This is a genomic window from Gordonia marina (assembly GCF_052036135.1).
Taxonomy (GTDB): Bacteria; Actinomycetota; Actinomycetes; order Mycobacteriales; family Mycobacteriaceae; genus Gordonia.
In genome coordinates, this window is sequence record NZ_JBPSDN010000001.1 from 220,928 (window position 1) to 237,292 (window position 16,365).

The following is a 16,365-nucleotide window of genomic DNA, read 5'->3' on the forward strand; positions in this document are numbered from 1 at the left end:
GTCAGGCTCCTGTGCGGCTCGATGCGGGGAAGGCCGGTTCGCCCAGCAGGACGGGGACCTTGCGGCCGTGGTGATCGCCGAAGGCGACGGTCGGATCGGGTGACTCCGGGGCGTTGACGAAGGAGACGAATCGGGCGAGCTTCTCCGGGTCGTCGAGCACGCCCTTCCACTCGCAGGAGTAGCCGTCGACGTGCCGGGCCATCGCCGCCTCGAAGTCGTCGGCCAGGCCCAGGGCGTCGTTGACGACCACCGCGCGAAGCCGGTCGAGACCGCCGTCGAGCTCATCCAGCCAGGGCGCGGTGCGTTGCAGCCGGTCCGCGGTGCGGATGTAGTACATGAGGAAGCGGTCGATGTAGCGGACCAGCGTCGCCGAATCGAGGTCGCCGGCGAGCAGCTGCGCGTGCTTCGGCGTCATGCCGCCGTTGCCGCACACGTACAGGTTCCAGCCGCTCTCGGTGGCGATCACGCCGACGTCCTTGCCGCGCGCTTCGGCGCACTCACGGGCGCAGCCGGAGACACCCATCTTCAGCTTGTGCGGGGAGCGCAGGCCCCGGTAGCGGAGTTCGAGGTCGATGGCCATCTGCACCGAGTCCTGCTGACCGTACCGGCACCAGTCCGAGCCGACGCAGCTCTTCACCGTCCGCAGCGACTTGCCGTAGGCCTGCCCGGATTCCATGCCGCCGTCGACCAGCCGCCGCCAGATCTGCGGCAGCTGCTCGACGCGGGCGCCGAACATGTCGATGCGCTGGCCGCCGGTGATCTTGGTGTACAGCCCGAAGTCGCGGGCGATCTCGCCGATCAGGATGAGGTGCTCGGGCGTGATGTCCCCGCCGGGCACGCGCGGCACCACCGAGTAGGTGCCGTTGCGCTGGATGTTGGCGAGGAAGGCGTCGTTGGTGTCCTGCAGCGACGCCTGCTCACCGCCGAGGATGTGGTCCGAGCCGGTCGACGCGAGGATCGAGGCCACCGTGGGTTTGCAGATGTCACAGCCGGTGCCGGTGCCGAACCGCTCGATCAGGCCGGAGAAGGTACGGATCCCGCTGGCCTGGACCAGCTCGAAGAGTTCGGCGCGCGACTGCCCGAAGTGCTCGCAGAGCGCGGTGGACTGCGTGACACCCGATTCGCTGAGCAGCTTGGACAGCAGCGGCACGCACGATCCGCACGACGTGCCCGCGCCCGTGCACTTCTTCAGATCGGCGACGGTGCACGAGCCGTCGGCGATCGCCGAGCACAGCGCTCCCTTGGACACGTCGTTGCACGAGCAGACCTGCGCGTCATCGGGCAGCGCGCCCAGGCCCAGCGTCTCGCCGCCCTCGGCGGCGGGGGAGATCAGCGCGACCGGGTCGCCGGGGAGCGTGGAACCGACCAGCGGTCGCAGCATGCCGTACGACGATGCGTCGCCGACCAGCACGCCGCCGAGCAGGGTCTGCGCGTCGTCGGACAGCACCAGCTTGGCGTAGGTGCCGCCGACCGGATCGCTCACCACCACGTTCAGCGCCCCCGGCGTGGTGCCGAGGGCGTCGCCGAAGCTGGCGACGTCGACGCCGAGGAGCTTGAGTTTGGTGCTCAGGTCGGCGCCGGGGAAGGTCGCGTCGCCGCCGACGAGGCGGTCGGCCACCACCTCGGCGGTGGCGTAGCCGGGCCCGACGAGGCCGTAGCAGCGGCCGTCGATCGCGGCGACCTCACCGATCGCGTACACGTCGGGATCACTGGTGACGCAGGCGGCGTCGGTGAGGATGCCGCCGCGCTCGGCCAGCGCGAGGCCGGCCTGGCGGCCGAGCTCGTCGCGCGGGCGGACTCCGGCGGCGAAGACCAGCAGGCCGATGTCGACGCTCGTCTCGTCGGCCAGGGTCACCGTGAGGCCGCCGCCCGGATTCGCCTCGATCGCCCGGGTGCCCGACGAGAGGCTGATGTCGATGCCGAGGTCACCGATCATCCGGGCGAGGTGCTCGCCGCCGCCCGGATCGACCTGCTGCGGCATGAGCCGCGGATTCACCTCCACCACGTGGGGCCGTAACCCCAACTGGCGCAAGGCATTCGCCGCCTCGAGGCCGAGCAGGCCGCCGCCGACCACCATGCCGACGGCGTTCGGGTCGCGCGCGAGCGCGGCCTGGGCATCGGTGCGGATCGCGTCGAGGTCGTCGAGCGTGCGGTAGACGTGGCAGCCGGGCAGGTCGTGCCCGGGGACGGGTGGCACGAAGGCGTACGAGCCGGTCGCGAGCACCAGGGCGTCGTACCGGATCTGCTCACCGGTCGCGGTGCGCACCGTGCGGGCCGCGGGGTCGACGGCGGCGACCGCCGTGCCCAGCCGCAGTTCGACGGCCGGATCGTCGTCGAAGCGGTTGCCGGGCAGGGCGAGTGCGCCGCGGTCCCACGCGCCGACGTATCCCGACAGGCCCACGCGATCGTAGGCGGCATCGGTCTCCTCGCCGAGCACGATCGCGGTCCAGTCGTTCCCGGTGTCCCGGGTACGCAGGGCCTCGATGAAGCGGTGGCCGACCATCCCGTGGCCGACGACGACAACGGTCTTGCTCATCGCGCGGGTCCTTCCTGTTGCTGACGATGACGCCACGGTAGGAAGGGGGTGTTGCACGGACGTTGCCTCGGAGATGGCCGCGCCGTCACATCGGCCGCACAGCGGCGAACCCGGCGCTGTGAGGTCTCAGCGGAGGCGTTCGACGCCGGCCGGGGAGCCCTCCGGCGGGACCAGCGCGAGGCCGCGATGGCCGATCATCGATGCGAGGTGGCCGGTGCCGTGACCGGTGGTGACCGTCCAGCGGCCACGACCGTCGGGTTCGACGGGCAGCACGCGCCAGCGCCCGGGCAGGCGGTGCGCCCGGGTGTCGTCGTCCAGCACCAGGATGTCGGGGTGGGCGGGGCGGCGGCCGAGGAGCGCGTCGAGCAGCGCGGGCAGCAGCACCGCGATGCCCGCGACCGCGGCGAGCGGATTGCCGCCGAGTCCGAGAATCACTGTGCCACTGGGTATTTGGGCGGCGATCAGCGATCCGCCGGGCCGGAGTGACAGCCCGTCGAGCAGTATCCGCGCGCCCGCGGTGGCTAGTGCGGTGCGGAGATGGTCGGCGATGCCGTGGCCGGTGGCGCCGATGATGACGACGAGGTCGGCATTCGGCTCGGCCACCGCTTGCGCGAAGACGCCGGGGCGGTCGTCCAGGTGGCCGCCCGCGGTGACGCGGACCCCCGCTCCGGTCAGGACGTCGGCCACCGGGCCGGAGGCGGTGTCCGGAATCGATCCGGCACGCGGCCGGCCGCCGGCCGGGATCACCTCGTCGCCGGAGGTGTGCAGGCGAGCCGCCAGGGGGCCGCGCACGGTCAGTCGTTCGACGCCGGCGGCGCGGGCGACGGAGCGGACGGCGGCGTCGGCGGCGGTGCCGGCAGCGGCGAGGGTGGCACCGCGCGGCCAGGCGCTGCCGGTGCGCCGGGTGTCGTCCCGGCCGGTCGAGGTCTCGGTGAGCACGCCGCCGGCCAGCGTGACCTCCTCGTGCCGCACCACGCGTTCGGCGCCGGGCGGCAGCGCCGCGCCGGTCGCGATGGGTGCGGCGCAGCCGGACTGCAGGGGCGGGGTGTCGAGGTGCCCGGCGGCGCGGGGAGCGTCGACCAGCCGCCACGGCGACCGGCCGGCCACCGCGTAGCCGTCCATCGCGGCGGCATCGAACGGCGGGAACGCGGCGGCGGCGACCAGCGGGTCGGCGAGGACCGCGCCGGCGGCGTCATCGAGGGGGAGAACCACCGGTGGCAGCGGGGCGAGCCGGTCGAGGAGGACCGCGCGGGCGGCGGCCGGTTCGAGGCCGCGGGGCGTCGCGGCGCGGCGGGCGGTCGCGAGGTCGGCGGGGGTGTCGACGTCGCCGGTGCCGGACACCGGGAGGAAGACGGCGTTGCCGGGGATCAGTGAGCGCATCGACGAATCGGCCGGGGCGTGCCGCAGCGGTGCGAGCGCCGCGCGCCGCCAGACGCCGAGCAGGTATTGCGGATGCCCGCCCGCATCGGCGGCCAGCACGACCGGCACCCGGGATCGCTCCAGTTCGGCCCGCAGGTCGTCGATCTGCGCCGCGGTGATCTCCGGCAGATCGCTGGCGACGAGGACGACGGGCCGGTCGTAGGCGCTACCGGCGTCGTCGGTGGCCTCGAGGGCGGCCGTCCCGGCGGCCACGGCGGCGACCGGCCCGCTGTACGGCGGGTCCTCGCGGGTCACCAGGACGCCGGGCGGGAGCGGGCGGTCCGGTCCGACCACGACGATCCGGCCGGCGCCGGCCACCGCGTCGAGGGCGATGTCGAGCAGTCGCCGCCCGCCGACCAGTTCGGCGGGCTTGTCGGCCCCGGCGAGTCGCCGGGCCCGGCCCCCGGCGAGGACGATCGCGTCGAAGGAACCCCCGCTCGATGTCATGCATCGACCCTAGATGAGTGATTCCCGGTGTCGGTGATGGACATGGCGGCGTTCGCGGGCAGAGGCGGCGCGCGCCCTGGTGGCCTGGCCACCGTGGTGGTGGTCAGGCGGCCAGGTGCTGTTCGAGGAGGCGTTCGACACCGGAGCCGGTGGTGTCTGTGGCGTCCGCCGGTTGAGGTGTGACGAGCCCTTTGGGGCGAGGAGCCTCGACGCCAGGGCCCCCGGCCTGCGCGCCGGTGTCGCCGAGCCGGTGGTTCACGGTCGGTGGCGGACTGCGGTCTTCGGCGGGGGTGTCTGGGCCGGTGCGGAGTTTGTCGGGGTGGAACAGGGGGTTGATGATCCACGGCCCGGCGCGTCCGGCGGGGCGCCATCCGACGCGGCCTTTGTCGGGGCCGCTGGTGAGGACGGTGGATTCCCAGGTTCCGGGTTGTTTGCCGTTCCACCGGTTATGCGTCCCGCAGGCCCCGCCGAGATGGTCGGCGTCGGTGGGGCCGCCGTCCTGCCAGTCGGGCATGTGGTGCATCTCGCACTGGGCGAACGGGCGCGTACACCCCGGCGCGGTACAGCCCCGGTCGCGGGCGAACAGCGCCAGCCGTTGCGCCCGGGAGGCGAGCCGGTGGGCGCGGCCGAGGTACAACGGCTGCCCGGTGGCCTTGGCGAACACCGCGAGGTACGGCACGGCGTTCGCGGCGATCGTCACCAGGTCCGACACCGGAATCCGGGTGCCGGTGGTGGTCCAGGCGATCCCAGCCTGGCGGGCCAGGTCTTCATCGGTCACGGTGACCACGATCTGATTGCGCAGACTCTCCGGGCGCGCATGGGTGTTCTGGGCATTGACCCAGACGAGGAGCGCGAGGAGAGCGTCGTGCTGGCGCCGCCCCAACAACCGGTCATCGCGTTCAGCAGCGGCAGCCAGAACCGCGGGATCCAGGCCCGGCTGATCAGCCGCACCGTGCGGGGAGTCCGGATCGTCGGGGTTGTTCATGCCCGGGGCGGCCCACTGGACGAACACGACCTCGAACTCCGCCCGCAACTGCGGCGTCATCCGGGCCTGCACCGCCGACATCAACTGCCGGTCCTGCGCCGACAGCCGGAACTTCGCTTGCCGCTGGCGGTCTTTGTCGTCGGCGAGGGTGCCGTCGGGGTCGAGGTGGGCCAGGATCCGGTTGCCGACCATCGTCAGCCCGGCCGGATTGAGCCGCCGGGCGGCGTCGGCGAGCATGGCCTCGGCCTTGGCCCGTGCCTCCGGGTCGACCGAGGTGGGGATTTTGTCCATCACTTCTTCGATCACCGATACGTGCGTCTCACCGATCGCCCCGTCGGCCACCGCGGCCGCGGTCGCCGGGAACTTCGGATCGAGACGCTGGCCGGTCATGGCGGTGAACCGGCCGATCGAGGCCGCCACCACCCGGCGCCGCCGGGACTCGCCCTCCCCGATCCGCAGCCCCTGGGTCAGCAGCTGGTGCACGGTGTTGTAGCCGGCGCGCTGGCAGGCGCCGCGGTCGGAGATCTCCACCAGCAACGCCGCATCCACCCCGACACCTGTGCGGCGGGCCTGTTCCCGCGATTCGAGCAGATCCAGCAGGCCATCCTCCGGCAGGGCGCCCCACGGCGCTCCGGCCAGCGATTCCTCGACGGCCACACTCACCGCGGCCAGCTCGGCGGGTGACAGGCCGGCCACCAGGCCGTGGGCGTCGAACGCGTCGTCGTCGCTCATCGCGGACCCCCTTTGCCGGCCGGTGGTGGATGGTTCTTCTCCTACCTCAGGATAACGCACACCATGATGTGTATGCAACAGATGGATAGAACTTACTTTCGAGTAATTTGCAGCCATCGTGCCTACCCGGCCCAGCCGGGCGTCCCGATTACCGGGAATCACTCATCTAGGCCATCTCTGGGTCAGTAGACGTCGCGGACGTAGCGGCGTTCGGCGGCCAGCGCGGTGACGTAGGCGTCGGCCGCGGAAGGGGAGAGGCGGCCCTGCTCGGCGACGATGCGCCGCAGCGCGAGGTCGACGTCGCGGGCCATCCGGGCGGCGTCGCCGCAGACGTAGACGTGCGCACCCCGCTGAATCCACGACCAGAGATCAGCGGCTCGGGTCAGCATGCGATCCTGCACGTAGACCTTCTCCTCCTGGTCCCGGGAGAACGCGAGGTCCAGTTCGTTCAGGGTGCCCTCCCGGTGGAACCGTTCGAGTTCGTCACGGTAGTAGAAGTCGGTGTCCCGGTGCTGCTCGCCGAAGAACAGCCAGTTGGGGCCGTCGGCGCCCGCGTGGGCGCGGTGCTGCAAGAATCCGCGGAACGGGGCGACGCCGGTGCCCGGACCGATCATCACCATCGGGGCGGCCGGATCCTCCGGCGGGCCGAAATTCTTGTTGCGCTGGACGAAGATCCGGACCGGAGTGTCGTCGTCGGCATCGGCGAGATAGGTCGAGCAGACGCCGCCGCGGCGCGCGCCGCCGGGAGCGTCGAACCGCACCGCGGAGACGGTGACCTCCACCCGGTCCGGTGCGACGAGCGGGCTCGACGAGATCGAGTACAGGCGCGGCTGCAGTTTCCGCAGAATGCCGAGCCAGTCGGCGGCCGTCGCGGTGACCGGGTACCGCGCCAGCAGATCGACGCTCTGGCGGCCCCAGGCCCAGTCGGCGAGCGCCGCGGGGTCGCCCCGCAGCGCCGCGAGATCGGCGGTGTCGTGCCGGGCGTGGACGAAGCGCACCAGGTCGCCGGTGATCCGGGCGATCTCCAGGTGATCGGTCAGGGCGGCACGCAGCGTCATCGGCTCGCCGGTGAGATCGACCGGTTCGTCGCCGTCGAGCCCGGTCAGGGTGAGCCACTCGTCGACCAGCGGCGCGGAGTTGCGGGGCCAGACGCCGAGGGCGTCGCCGGTGTCGTAGGTGAGGGTGTCGTCGGGGAGCGCGAAGGCGAAGCGCCGCACCTCTTTCGCCGAGCCCTCGGCGGTGAGGAGGTCGTTGGCGATCAGCCGGGTGGTCAGGGGGTTCTTCTTGGAGTAGGTGTGTGGTCTCGACTCCGCTCGACCCTCGTGGGCCGGTGCACATGCTGATCGAGCGGAGTCGAGATCACCCAGGGCCGGTGCACATGCTGATCGAGTGGAGTCGGGATCACCGTTCCCGGCGGACGGATCGTCGAGGAGGGCGGTGACCGTCGACAGCCAGGCGGCGGCCGTCTCCTCGTAGTCGGGTTCGCACGACACGCGGCCGGTCAGGCGGGTGGCGCCGAGCGTTTCCAGGCGGCCGTCGAGTTTGCGGGCGAAGCCGCAGAAGTCCGCGTACGACGAGTCGCCGAATCCCAGGACGGCGTACCGCAATTCGGCGACGTCCTGAGCGGAGGCACCGGCCAGAGCGTCCCAGAGCGCGGCACCGTCGTCGGGGGGATCGCCGTCGCCGGTGGTCGCGACGATGAACAGGACCGTGCCGCGGAGATCGTCGATGCCGACATGGTCGGCCTCGGCGAGCCGGACCGTGCGCTCCTCGGTGGTGAGGGCGGCGGCGCAGCCCTCGGCGAACTCCTCGGCGGTGCCGGTCACCGAGGCCCAGACGACGGTGACGGGAAGTGTCGTCGGCTCGTCCTCGGCGGGCACAGCCGGCGGGAGGGCGGTAGAACCGGCGGTGCGGGAGAAGAATCCGGCGAGGACGCCGTCGGCCCAGTGCCGGGTGGCGGTGCGCAGTGGCGCGGTGGCGGGAATGGTCGGGACGTCGCCCGCCGGCGGGTTGGCGCGGATGCCGTGCACCAGTCCGGCGAGGAACGCCTGCTCGGCCGCCGTTGGCTCCGGTACCTCGGCGACCGCGAACGCGGCGGCGAGCCGATTCGCGGCGAGCGGATCGGCGGCGAGCGGATCGGTGGGCGGTGCGGGCGCGGTCATCGGGGCGGTTCCTTCCGGTGCGGGCCGCGGGACCGGGGTCACCGATACGGCGCACAGTTTGAACTCGGGCTGGAGCGAGTCGGGGTCGACGGCGTCGTTCGTCACCGCGTTGACGGCGAGTCCGTCGCCGCCCCAGTGCATCGGGACGAAGCAGAGGCCGGGACTGATCGCGTCGGTCACCGTCGCCGGGACCCGGACCGAGCCGCGGCGCGAGGTCACCTCGACCGGGTCGCCGTCGGCGACGCCGAGGACGCGGGCGTCATCGGGGTGGATCTCGGCGAAGCTGCCCGGGTTCAGCTTGTTGAGCTTGGCGACGCGGCCGGTCTTGGTCATCGTGTGCCACTGGTGCGCGAGCCGTCCGGTGGTGAGCAGCAGCGGGTAGCGGTCGTCGGGGAGTTCGGCGGGCGGCAGATACGGGCGGGCCAGGAATCGGGCGCGGCGGCTGGGAGTGGGGAAGGCCAGGCGCGGGACGGTGCCGTCGTCGCGGACGTGGAGCGTCTGGCTGATCCCGTCGTTGCGATAGCGGATCGGATTGCGCGACGACGACCCCGGTGGCGCCGGCCACTGGACGGGACCGCCGGTGAGGCGCGCATGGTCGACGCCGCGCAGATCCCAGCCGGTCTTCGGATTGTGGAATCGGGCGAGCTCGTCGAACACCGCGGCGGCGTCGGCGAAGTCGAAACCCTCGGTGAAGCCCATGGCCCGGGCGACATCGGCGATGAGCTGCCAGTCGGGGCGGGCCGCATCGGGTGGCGGCACCGCGGGTGTGGTCAGCGTCAGGTTCCGTTCGGAGTTGATCAGCACCCCGGCGGACTCGGTCCACAGCGTGGCGGGCAGCACCGAGTCCGCGTACGCGGTGGTCTCGACGCCCTCGAACACGTCCTGCACGACCACGAACTCCGCGGCCTGCAGACCGGCGATCACCGCGTCTCGATTCGCCACGGAGACGACGGGATTGGTGCAGATGATCCAGACCGCCTTGACCCGTCCCGCGGCGAGTTGCTCGAAGAGGTCGATGGTGCCGCCACCGGCGGCCGTCGGCAGGGTCCCCTCGGGCAGTCCCCAGATCCGCTCGGTCGCGGCGCGCTCGCCGGGGTCGAGGATCGAACGCTGACCGGGCAGCCCCGGGCCCATGTAGCCCATTTCGCGGCCGCCCATCGCGTTCGGCTGCCCGGTGAGCGAGAACGGGCCGGCTCCGGTGCGGCAGATCGCGCCGGTCGCCAGATGCAGGTTGCAGAGGGCGTTCGTGTGCCAGGTGCCGTGCGTCGACTGGTTCAGGCCCATCGTCCACAGGCTCACCCAGTCACCGGCCTCGGCGATCCACCGCGCCGCGGTGCGCAGATCCGCTTCGGACAGCCCGGTGATGTCGGCGACCATGTCGGGCGGGTAGTCGGCGAGCAGTTCGACGAGCGGCTCCCAGCCCTCGGTGTGCTCGGCGATGAAGTCGTGGTCCACCGCGCCGTCGTCGAGCAGGAGCCGGAGCAGGCCGTTGAGGAGCGCCATGTCCGTGCCGGGCCGGACCGGGAGATGGAGGTCGGCCTTCGCCGCGGTCGCCGTCTTGCGGGGATCGACGACGATCAGTCTGGCGCCGGCCTTGACCCGGTCCATCATCCGCAGATGCAGGATCGGGTGGCAGTCGGCCATGTTGGCGCCGATCACGAAGAAGAGGTTCGAGTGATCGAGGTCGTCGTAGCTGCCGGGCGGCCCGTCGGCGCCGAGGGACTGCTTGTATCCGGTGCCGGCGCTCGCCATGCAGAGCCGGGAGTTCGACTCGATCAGCGGGCTTCGCAGGTAGCCCTTGACGAACTTGTTGGCGAGATACTGGGCCTCGAGCGACATCTGCCCGGAGACGTAGAGGGCGATCGATCCGGGACCGTGTTCGTCGTGTATCTCCCGGAAACGCTGTGCGATGCGGGCCACCTCGTCGTCCACGGCGACCGGCCGGAGGTCGTCGTCGCGGGAAGCGCGCCGATACGCCGTGGTGAGGCGCCCCGGAGCCTCGAGCATGAGATGCGTGGTGTTGCCCTTGGTGCAGAGGCGGCCGCGATTGGCCGGGTGCGACGACGTGCCCTTGCTTCCGGTGATGCGGCCGCCGCCGATCTGCAGGGTGAGACCGCAGCCGACCCCGCAGTAGCCGCACACCGTGTCGACGCTGGTCGCGCCGGTGCCTGCGGCCGTGGTGGTCATGTGCTCCAGGCTGTCGGCGCGGTGTTTCGGGGTGATCGGACGGTGGTTACCCGGAGATCAACTCGCCCGCACACGTCGTGCACCGGCCATGTGCGGACGGCGGTGCCGCGAGAGAAGCGCGGAGGCGATACCGGATGGGTACTGTCGGATTCATCGGGCCGTCTCAGCTCTGACGGTCGCGGGAGAGGACGGGGCGCGGAGATGACGACGCAGGAGAATCGGTCCCGTGGCGACCGGGCCTTCGCAGTCGGCGATCACGTCCGGTGGAACTCCGAGGCCGGGTACGTCAGCGGTGTGATCACGGCGGTGCATACCGCCGATGTCGACTACAAGGGGTACACGCATCACTGCAGCCCGGCCGATCCGCAGTACGAGATCGCCAGCGACAAGACCGATCACGTCGCGCTCCACCGGGGCCGGGCACTCACCCGCATCGATCCGTGAGCGGGCCGGTGGAGGTCTTCACCCTCGGGCACTCGACGCGCAGCGTCGACGAGGTGGTGGCGATGCTGCGTGCCAACGGCATCACCGATCTGGTCGATGTGCGCTCGTATCCGTCGTCGCGCACCTTTCCGCAGTGGGGACAGGAGGCCTTGCGGGACGCGTTGCCGGACGACATCGCCTACCACTGGCTGCCCCGGCTCGGCGGACGGCGGCACACCCCGGCGGGCACGCCGAGCCCGAACGGAGGCTGGCGCGTGAAGGCGTTCAGCCACTACGCGGACTACATGGCGACCGATGAGTTCGCCGAGGGACTGGCCGAATTGACGGACCTCGCCCGTCGCGGCCGGGTCGCGATCATGTGCAGCGAGGCCGTGCCGTGGCGCTGTCACCGGCGGCTCATCACCGACGCCCTGCTGTGCGACGGCGTGGCGGTGCACCACATCATGTCGGCGACGTCGACCGAACCCGCCGAGCCGACACCGTTCCTGCGGATCGATGACGATAGCACGCTGACCTACCCGGCGCCGGAGACCGCCGACGGGCACCCGGCAGGTGTGGACGACCGCGGATCCGGGCGAGAGTGACGACTGGCACAATCGGCCCCATGAGAGATGCAGTCATCGTCGACGCCGTCCGGACGCCGATCGGTAAACGGAACGGCACGCTGGCCGGGGTACACCCGGGCGATCTCACGGCGCACGTGCTCACCGCACTGGCGCAACGGACGGATCTGGAACCGTCGACCGTCGACGACGTGGTGTGGGGCTGCGTGAGCCAGGTCGGCGACCAGGCCGGGAGTATCGGCCGCGTCGGGGTGCTGGCCGCGGGCTGGCCCGAGTCGGTACCCGCCACCGTCGTCGACCGGCGATGCGGATCGGCACAGCAGGCCGTGCACTTCGCCGCCGCCGGGGTGATCGCCGGCCAGTACGACGTGGCGATCGCCGGCGGCGTCGAGTCGATGTCGCGTGTCCCGATGGGCTCGGCGCGCGGCGACGGCCGGCCGTATCCGGCGTCTGTACTCGACCGCTACGGCGTCGACGGGTTCAACCAGGGGATCGGCGCCGAGATGGTCGCGCGCCGATGGGGGCTCAGCCGAACGCAGGTCGACGAGTACTCGGCGCGTTCGCACGAGCGCACCGCCGCGGCCGCCGACGCCGGCGCGTTCGACGGGCAGCTCGCACCGATCGCCGGACTCTCCCGCGACGAGGGACTGCGCCGCGGCACCACTCCGGAGAAGCTGTCCGGTCTGCGGACGGTCTTCGACGACGCCGGCGTGATCACCGCGGGCAACTCCTCGCAGATCTCCGACGGCGCCGGCGCGGTGCTGGTGACCACCGGCGAGTACGCCGCGGCGCGCGGCTGGGCGCCGATCGCGCGCATCCACAGCGCGGTGCTGGCGGGCGACGATCCGGTGATGATGCTGACCGCGCCGATCGCCGCGACCGCCAAGGCGCTGACCCGGTCGGGGCTGACGATCGGCGACATCGGCGTCTTCGAGGTGAACGAGGCCTTCGCGCCGGTGCCGCTGGCGTGGCAGGCCGAGACCGGTGCGCCCGACGACGTGCTCAACCCGCTCGGCGGGGCGATCGCGGTGGGCCACCCGCTGGGTGGTTCTGGCGCGATCCTGCTGACCCGCATGCTGCATCACATGCGGGACAACGGAATCCGTTACGGCTTGCAGACGATGTGCGAGGCCGGCGGCATGGCGAACGCGACGATTGTGGAGTTGATCTGATGAGTACCGGCACCGAGAACCACGCACCCCTGATCGTCGAGCGGACCGGTGACGTGGTCACCTGGACGCTGAACCAGCCGGCCACCCTCAACGCGATCTCCGACGACGACGTGATCGATGCGCTCGTCGGCGCCGTCGCCGACGTGAACCGTGACCAGAGCGTGCGCGTGGTGATCCTGACCGGGGCCGGCCGGGCGTTCTCGGCGGGCGGCAACGTGAAAGACATGGCATCCCGGGAGGGCCTGTTCGGCGGTGCGTCGCACACCCAGCGCGTCGGCTACCGAGAGGGGATCCAGCGGATTCCGCGAGCGATGTACACCCTCGAAGTGCCGGTGATCGCGGCGGTGAACGGCGCGGCCATCGGCGCCGGCTGCGATCTGGCGCTGATGTGCGACCTGCGGATCGCCTCGACCGGCGCCTTCTTCGCGGAGAGCTTCGTGAAGGTCGGCCTGATTCCCGGCGACGGCGGCGCGTGGTTCCTGCCGCGCATCGTGGGTCCGGCGCGGGCGGCGGAGATGGCCCTGACCGGCGACCGCATCGACGCGGCGACCGCGCTGGAATGGGGGATGGTCTCGGAGGTGACCGAGCCGGAGCGACTGCTCGACGCTGCCCGGGCACTCGCCGATCGGGTGGCGGTGAACCCGCCCGTCGCCGTCCGGATGACCAAGAAGCTGCTGCGCGAGTCGTCGCGGCAGAGCCTGGACCAGTTGCTCGAGTTGTCGGCGGCGATGCAGGGGATCGCGCACCACACCGAGGACCACCACGAGGCGGTGGCGGCGCTGCTGGAGAAGCGCGACGGGTCGTACCGGGGGCGCTGAACCGATGCGCGTGACCGTCGTCGGGGCCGGGATCGCCGGGCTCACCGCGGCCGCCGGCCTGCAACGGGCCGGGCACGAGGTCGTCGTGCTGGAGGAGCGCGGCGACACGTCGCCGGGCGCGGGGATCACGGTGTGGCCCAACGCTCTCGCCGCGCTCGACGAGATCGGGCTCGGCGATGCGGTGCGCGCGGCCGGTGGCCGGGTCGCGGGTGGCGCCATGCGGCTGCGCGACGGCACCTGGTTGCGGCGGCCCGAGCCGGAGCGGATGACCCGGGCGCTCGGCGAACCGCTCGCGGTGATCGAGCGGGCCGCGCTGCGCGATGTGCTGACCGGTGCTCTCACACCGGGGACGGTCCGGTTCGGTGCACGGGTGGCCGGGGTGGACGCCGGTACCGCCGGTGTTCGTCTCGACGACGGAGAAGAGATCGGCGCGGACCTGCTGATCGGGGCGGACGGTGTGGGTTCGGTGGTGGCCCGTGCACTCAACGGGCCGCTCGGGGCGCGGTACGCCGGTTACGTCGCCTACCGCGGTATCGCCGATCTGCCGCTCGGTGATCACCTTGCCGGGCAGACCCTCGGCGACGGCCTGGAGACGGGGCACCTGCCGATCGGCGGGGGTCGTACGTACTGGTTCCTCAGCCGTCCCGGGCCGCCCGGCGGCAGCGTGGACGGGATCGCTGCGGCCGAAGCGGCGGCGGTGACCGAACTTCTGCGGTCGTGGCCTGATCCGCTGCCGCGGCTGGTCGGCGCGACCCCGCCGGGAGAGATCCTGCGGGGCGACATCCGCGACCGGAAGGTCGCCGGCGTGTGGCGGTCGGGCGCCACGGTGCTGATCGGCGACGCCGCGCACCCGATGCGCCCGCACCTCGGCCAGGGCGGCTGCCAGGGGATCGAAGACGCCGTGACGCTGTCCATCCTGGTGAGCCGGCGCGATTCTCCGGCCGCCGCGGGCTCAGAGTTCGTCCGGGCACGACGGCGCCGCGTGCGACGCGTGGTCCGGGAGTCGTCCCTGATCGGCCGCGCGCTGAACGTCCGCGCTCCCGCGGTGGTCACCGCGGGTCTGCGCGCGAGTCGTCTGGTGCCGGAGGGCGTGTTCCTGGCGCACCTGCGGGACGTCGCCGGTCGTGCGGCGTGGGAACGGGTCCGGCCGGATGGGTGAGCCGCCGGTGGACGCCGACAGAGTGCACACACTGGGACGGTACTCAGGCATGCGGGAGGCGCCTTGTCTCCTTGAGAGGTGCCTTGCCTTACGGGACCGTGAACCGGTTGCGTTCCCGGCCCGACCTACGGGCCGCCGACTCGTTGGCAGGATCGATGACGCCGACCGAAAGACCATCGTTGCCGCATACGTCGCAGGAGGCACGAGCCTTGCCCAACTTGCCGAGTGTTACGGCGTCAGCAACTACTCGATTCGAATGATTCTGCGTAAAGCTGGAGTCCCGCCACAGCGGCGCAAGGTGACGGCCGAACAAGAGGCTCGGGTTCGTTTGCTATGGGTGCAAGGATTGAAGGCTCTTCAACTTTCAGAGTGCGTTGATTCTGTCGGCGAGCTGACCGGAGTGTAGTAGGGACCGCAAGATGTAGTGATCGAGGTTGCGGAAGCCCTGGGCGATCCCGCGAAGGTGTTCTAGGCGTCCGTTGATGGCTTCGACGGGCCCGTTGGAGACACCGGTGTCGAAGTAGGCGAGGATCTCCTTGTGCCGGGCCCAGAGACTGCGGCCGAGCCCGGCCAGTTCGGTGAGGCCGGCGGGCAGACCCTGTCGGATCCGGCGCAGGACCTTGTACATGAGTTTCTTGCCCTCGCGACGTTTCGGGTGCTCGTAGGCGTCGATGAGTTGCTGGTAGATCTGGTGGGTGATCTCGACCGCGACGTGATCGTCGTGACTGGTCAGCGACTCGAAGAGCAGGATCTTCTGTTTGTCGGTGAGCAGGCTGGTGCGGGTGTGCAGAATCCGGCGGACCTTGTAGAGCGGGTCGCCTTTGCGGCCGCGGTGCCCGCAGGTCACCTGTTGGACGCGCTGGCGGCTGCTGACCCGGTCGCGGAACTGCTGGCTGCGGGCGGCCATCCACTCTTTGAGGACCTTCTTCGACCGGCCGCCGATGACGTCCAGCAACCTGGCGGGCCCGGTGTCGTCGATCACCGGGGTCAGGTCGATCAGGACGGTGACGTAGCTCGGATCACCTTGTCCGCGAACGTGTTTCCACTTGTGCTCATCGACACCGAGGTGCCGGACACCGTCGAGATGACCGCCGTCGTAGACCAGCGAACGCGCCGCATCCAGTGCGATCTGGTTGACCGTCTTCCACGTCAGCCCCAGCTGTGCGGCGACGGCCGACACGCTCATCTTGTTCACCACGATCTGCTGGCAGATCCACCGGCGTGTCCGGGTGGTGATGGCCTCACGAGATCGGGCGATCCGGTCGATGCCGGCGCGGTAGATCGTGCGGTCACAGCTGCTGGTGTGGCACACGAATCGTGGGACCGCGACGTGCAGCAGGACCGGGTAGCCGGCCAGCGGTACATCGGTCAGGACCCGGTCGGCGTGATCACGCAGTTCCCCGGCGGTCCCGCAGCCAGGACAGCGGGCGTCGGGGCCGATGACTTGGCACCACAAGTGGGTGCGGTCCTGCGGGTCGACCGCGGCATTGCTGATCGTCACCCCGAGTTCGATAGTTCAGCAGATCGTGTCAGCGACGTAGGAAGTAGTCTCGGTCATGGGCCCTGTGTGTGTGATGGTTGTGTAGGAACTCTCATCATCGCACCGCAGGACCCGGCGGTGTCAACTCGTGGAAGCAACGTTGTCCTTCAGTAGGCGTTCGAAGACTTCCCGTGGAGTGTAGAAGCCCAGGCACTGCCGTGGCCGCTCGTTGAGCTCGCGGGCGATCGCTTCGAGGTACAG

Annotated in this window: 10 protein-coding genes and 1 pseudogene; 5 read left to right on the forward strand and 6 right to left on the reverse strand. The window is 71.2% G+C overall.

The window, feature by feature from the left end; all coding sequences use genetic code 11:
* Position 1: 1 nt before the first annotated feature.
* The 4 genes from nirB to ACSEEN_RS00940 all read right to left on the reverse strand — a co-directional run bounded on the left by nirB (position 2) and on the right by ACSEEN_RS00940 (position 10,468).
* Complete coding sequence (gene nirB, locus ACSEEN_RS00925) at positions 2–2,536, reverse strand: nitrite reductase large subunit NirB (RefSeq protein WP_440712006.1); 2,535 nt, start codon at positions 2,534–2,536, stop codon at positions 2–4.
* Positions 2,537–2,662: 126 nt separating this feature from the next.
* Complete coding sequence (locus tag ACSEEN_RS00930; protein WP_247867404.1) at positions 2,663–4,402, reverse strand: NTP transferase domain-containing protein; 1,740 nt, start codon at positions 4,400–4,402, stop codon at positions 2,663–2,665.
* 103 nt (positions 4,403–4,505) lie between these two features.
* Positions 4,506–6,119: an HNH endonuclease signature motif containing protein gene (locus tag ACSEEN_RS00935; protein ID WP_440712007.1), complete on the reverse strand. Its 1,614-nt coding sequence runs from the start codon at positions 6,117–6,119 to the stop codon at positions 4,506–4,508.
* 182 nt (positions 6,120–6,301) lie between these two features.
* Complete coding sequence (locus ACSEEN_RS00940) at positions 6,302–10,468, reverse strand: bifunctional nitrate reductase/sulfite reductase flavoprotein subunit alpha (protein ID WP_440712008.1); 4,167 nt, start codon at positions 10,466–10,468, stop codon at positions 6,302–6,304.
* Between the two features lie 201 nt (positions 10,469–10,669).
* On the opposite strand from ACSEEN_RS00940, the gene ACSEEN_RS00945 reads away from it, so the two are divergent.
* The 5 genes from ACSEEN_RS00945 to ACSEEN_RS00965 are packed head-to-tail and all read left to right on the forward strand — an operon-like array spanning position 10,670 to position 14,624.
* Entirely contained in the window at positions 10,670–10,912 is a 243-nt protein-coding gene (locus ACSEEN_RS00945; RefSeq protein ID WP_247867407.1) for a hypervirulence associated TUDOR domain-containing protein, read from the forward strand.
* The gene (locus ACSEEN_RS00950; protein ID WP_298445652.1) at positions 10,909–11,496 is read left to right on the forward strand and encodes a DUF488 domain-containing protein; all 588 of its coding nucleotides are present in this window, start codon (positions 10,909–10,911) and stop codon (positions 11,494–11,496) included. Before ACSEEN_RS00945 ends, ACSEEN_RS00950 begins: the two co-directional genes overlap by 4 nt.
* Positions 11,497–11,516: 20 nt before the next feature.
* Complete coding sequence (locus tag ACSEEN_RS00955; RefSeq protein ID WP_247867409.1) at positions 11,517–12,647, forward strand: thiolase family protein; 1,131 nt, start codon at positions 11,517–11,519, stop codon at positions 12,645–12,647.
* Positions 12,647–13,465, forward strand: a complete 819-nt coding sequence (locus ACSEEN_RS00960) for a crotonase/enoyl-CoA hydratase family protein (protein ID WP_247867410.1) — start codon at positions 12,647–12,649, stop codon at positions 13,463–13,465. The genes ACSEEN_RS00955 and ACSEEN_RS00960 overlap by 1 nt, the downstream gene beginning before the upstream one ends.
* A gap of 4 nt (positions 13,466–13,469) precedes the next feature.
* A complete protein-coding gene (locus ACSEEN_RS00965) occupies positions 13,470–14,624 on the forward strand; it encodes an FAD-dependent monooxygenase (RefSeq protein WP_440712009.1) in 1,155 nt (384 codons plus the stop codon).
* A gap of 364 nt (positions 14,625–14,988) precedes the next feature.
* Here ACSEEN_RS00965 and ACSEEN_RS00970 read toward each other — a convergent pair whose 3' ends face one another.
* Positions 14,989–16,137, reverse strand: coding sequence for a transposase (locus ACSEEN_RS00970; protein WP_440712011.1), 1,149 nt, complete (start codon positions 16,135–16,137; stop codon positions 14,989–14,991).
* Between the two features lie 108 nt (positions 16,138–16,245).
* A pseudogene (locus ACSEEN_RS00975) lies at positions 16,246–16,365 on the reverse strand (IS30 family transposase); the annotation flags it as partial.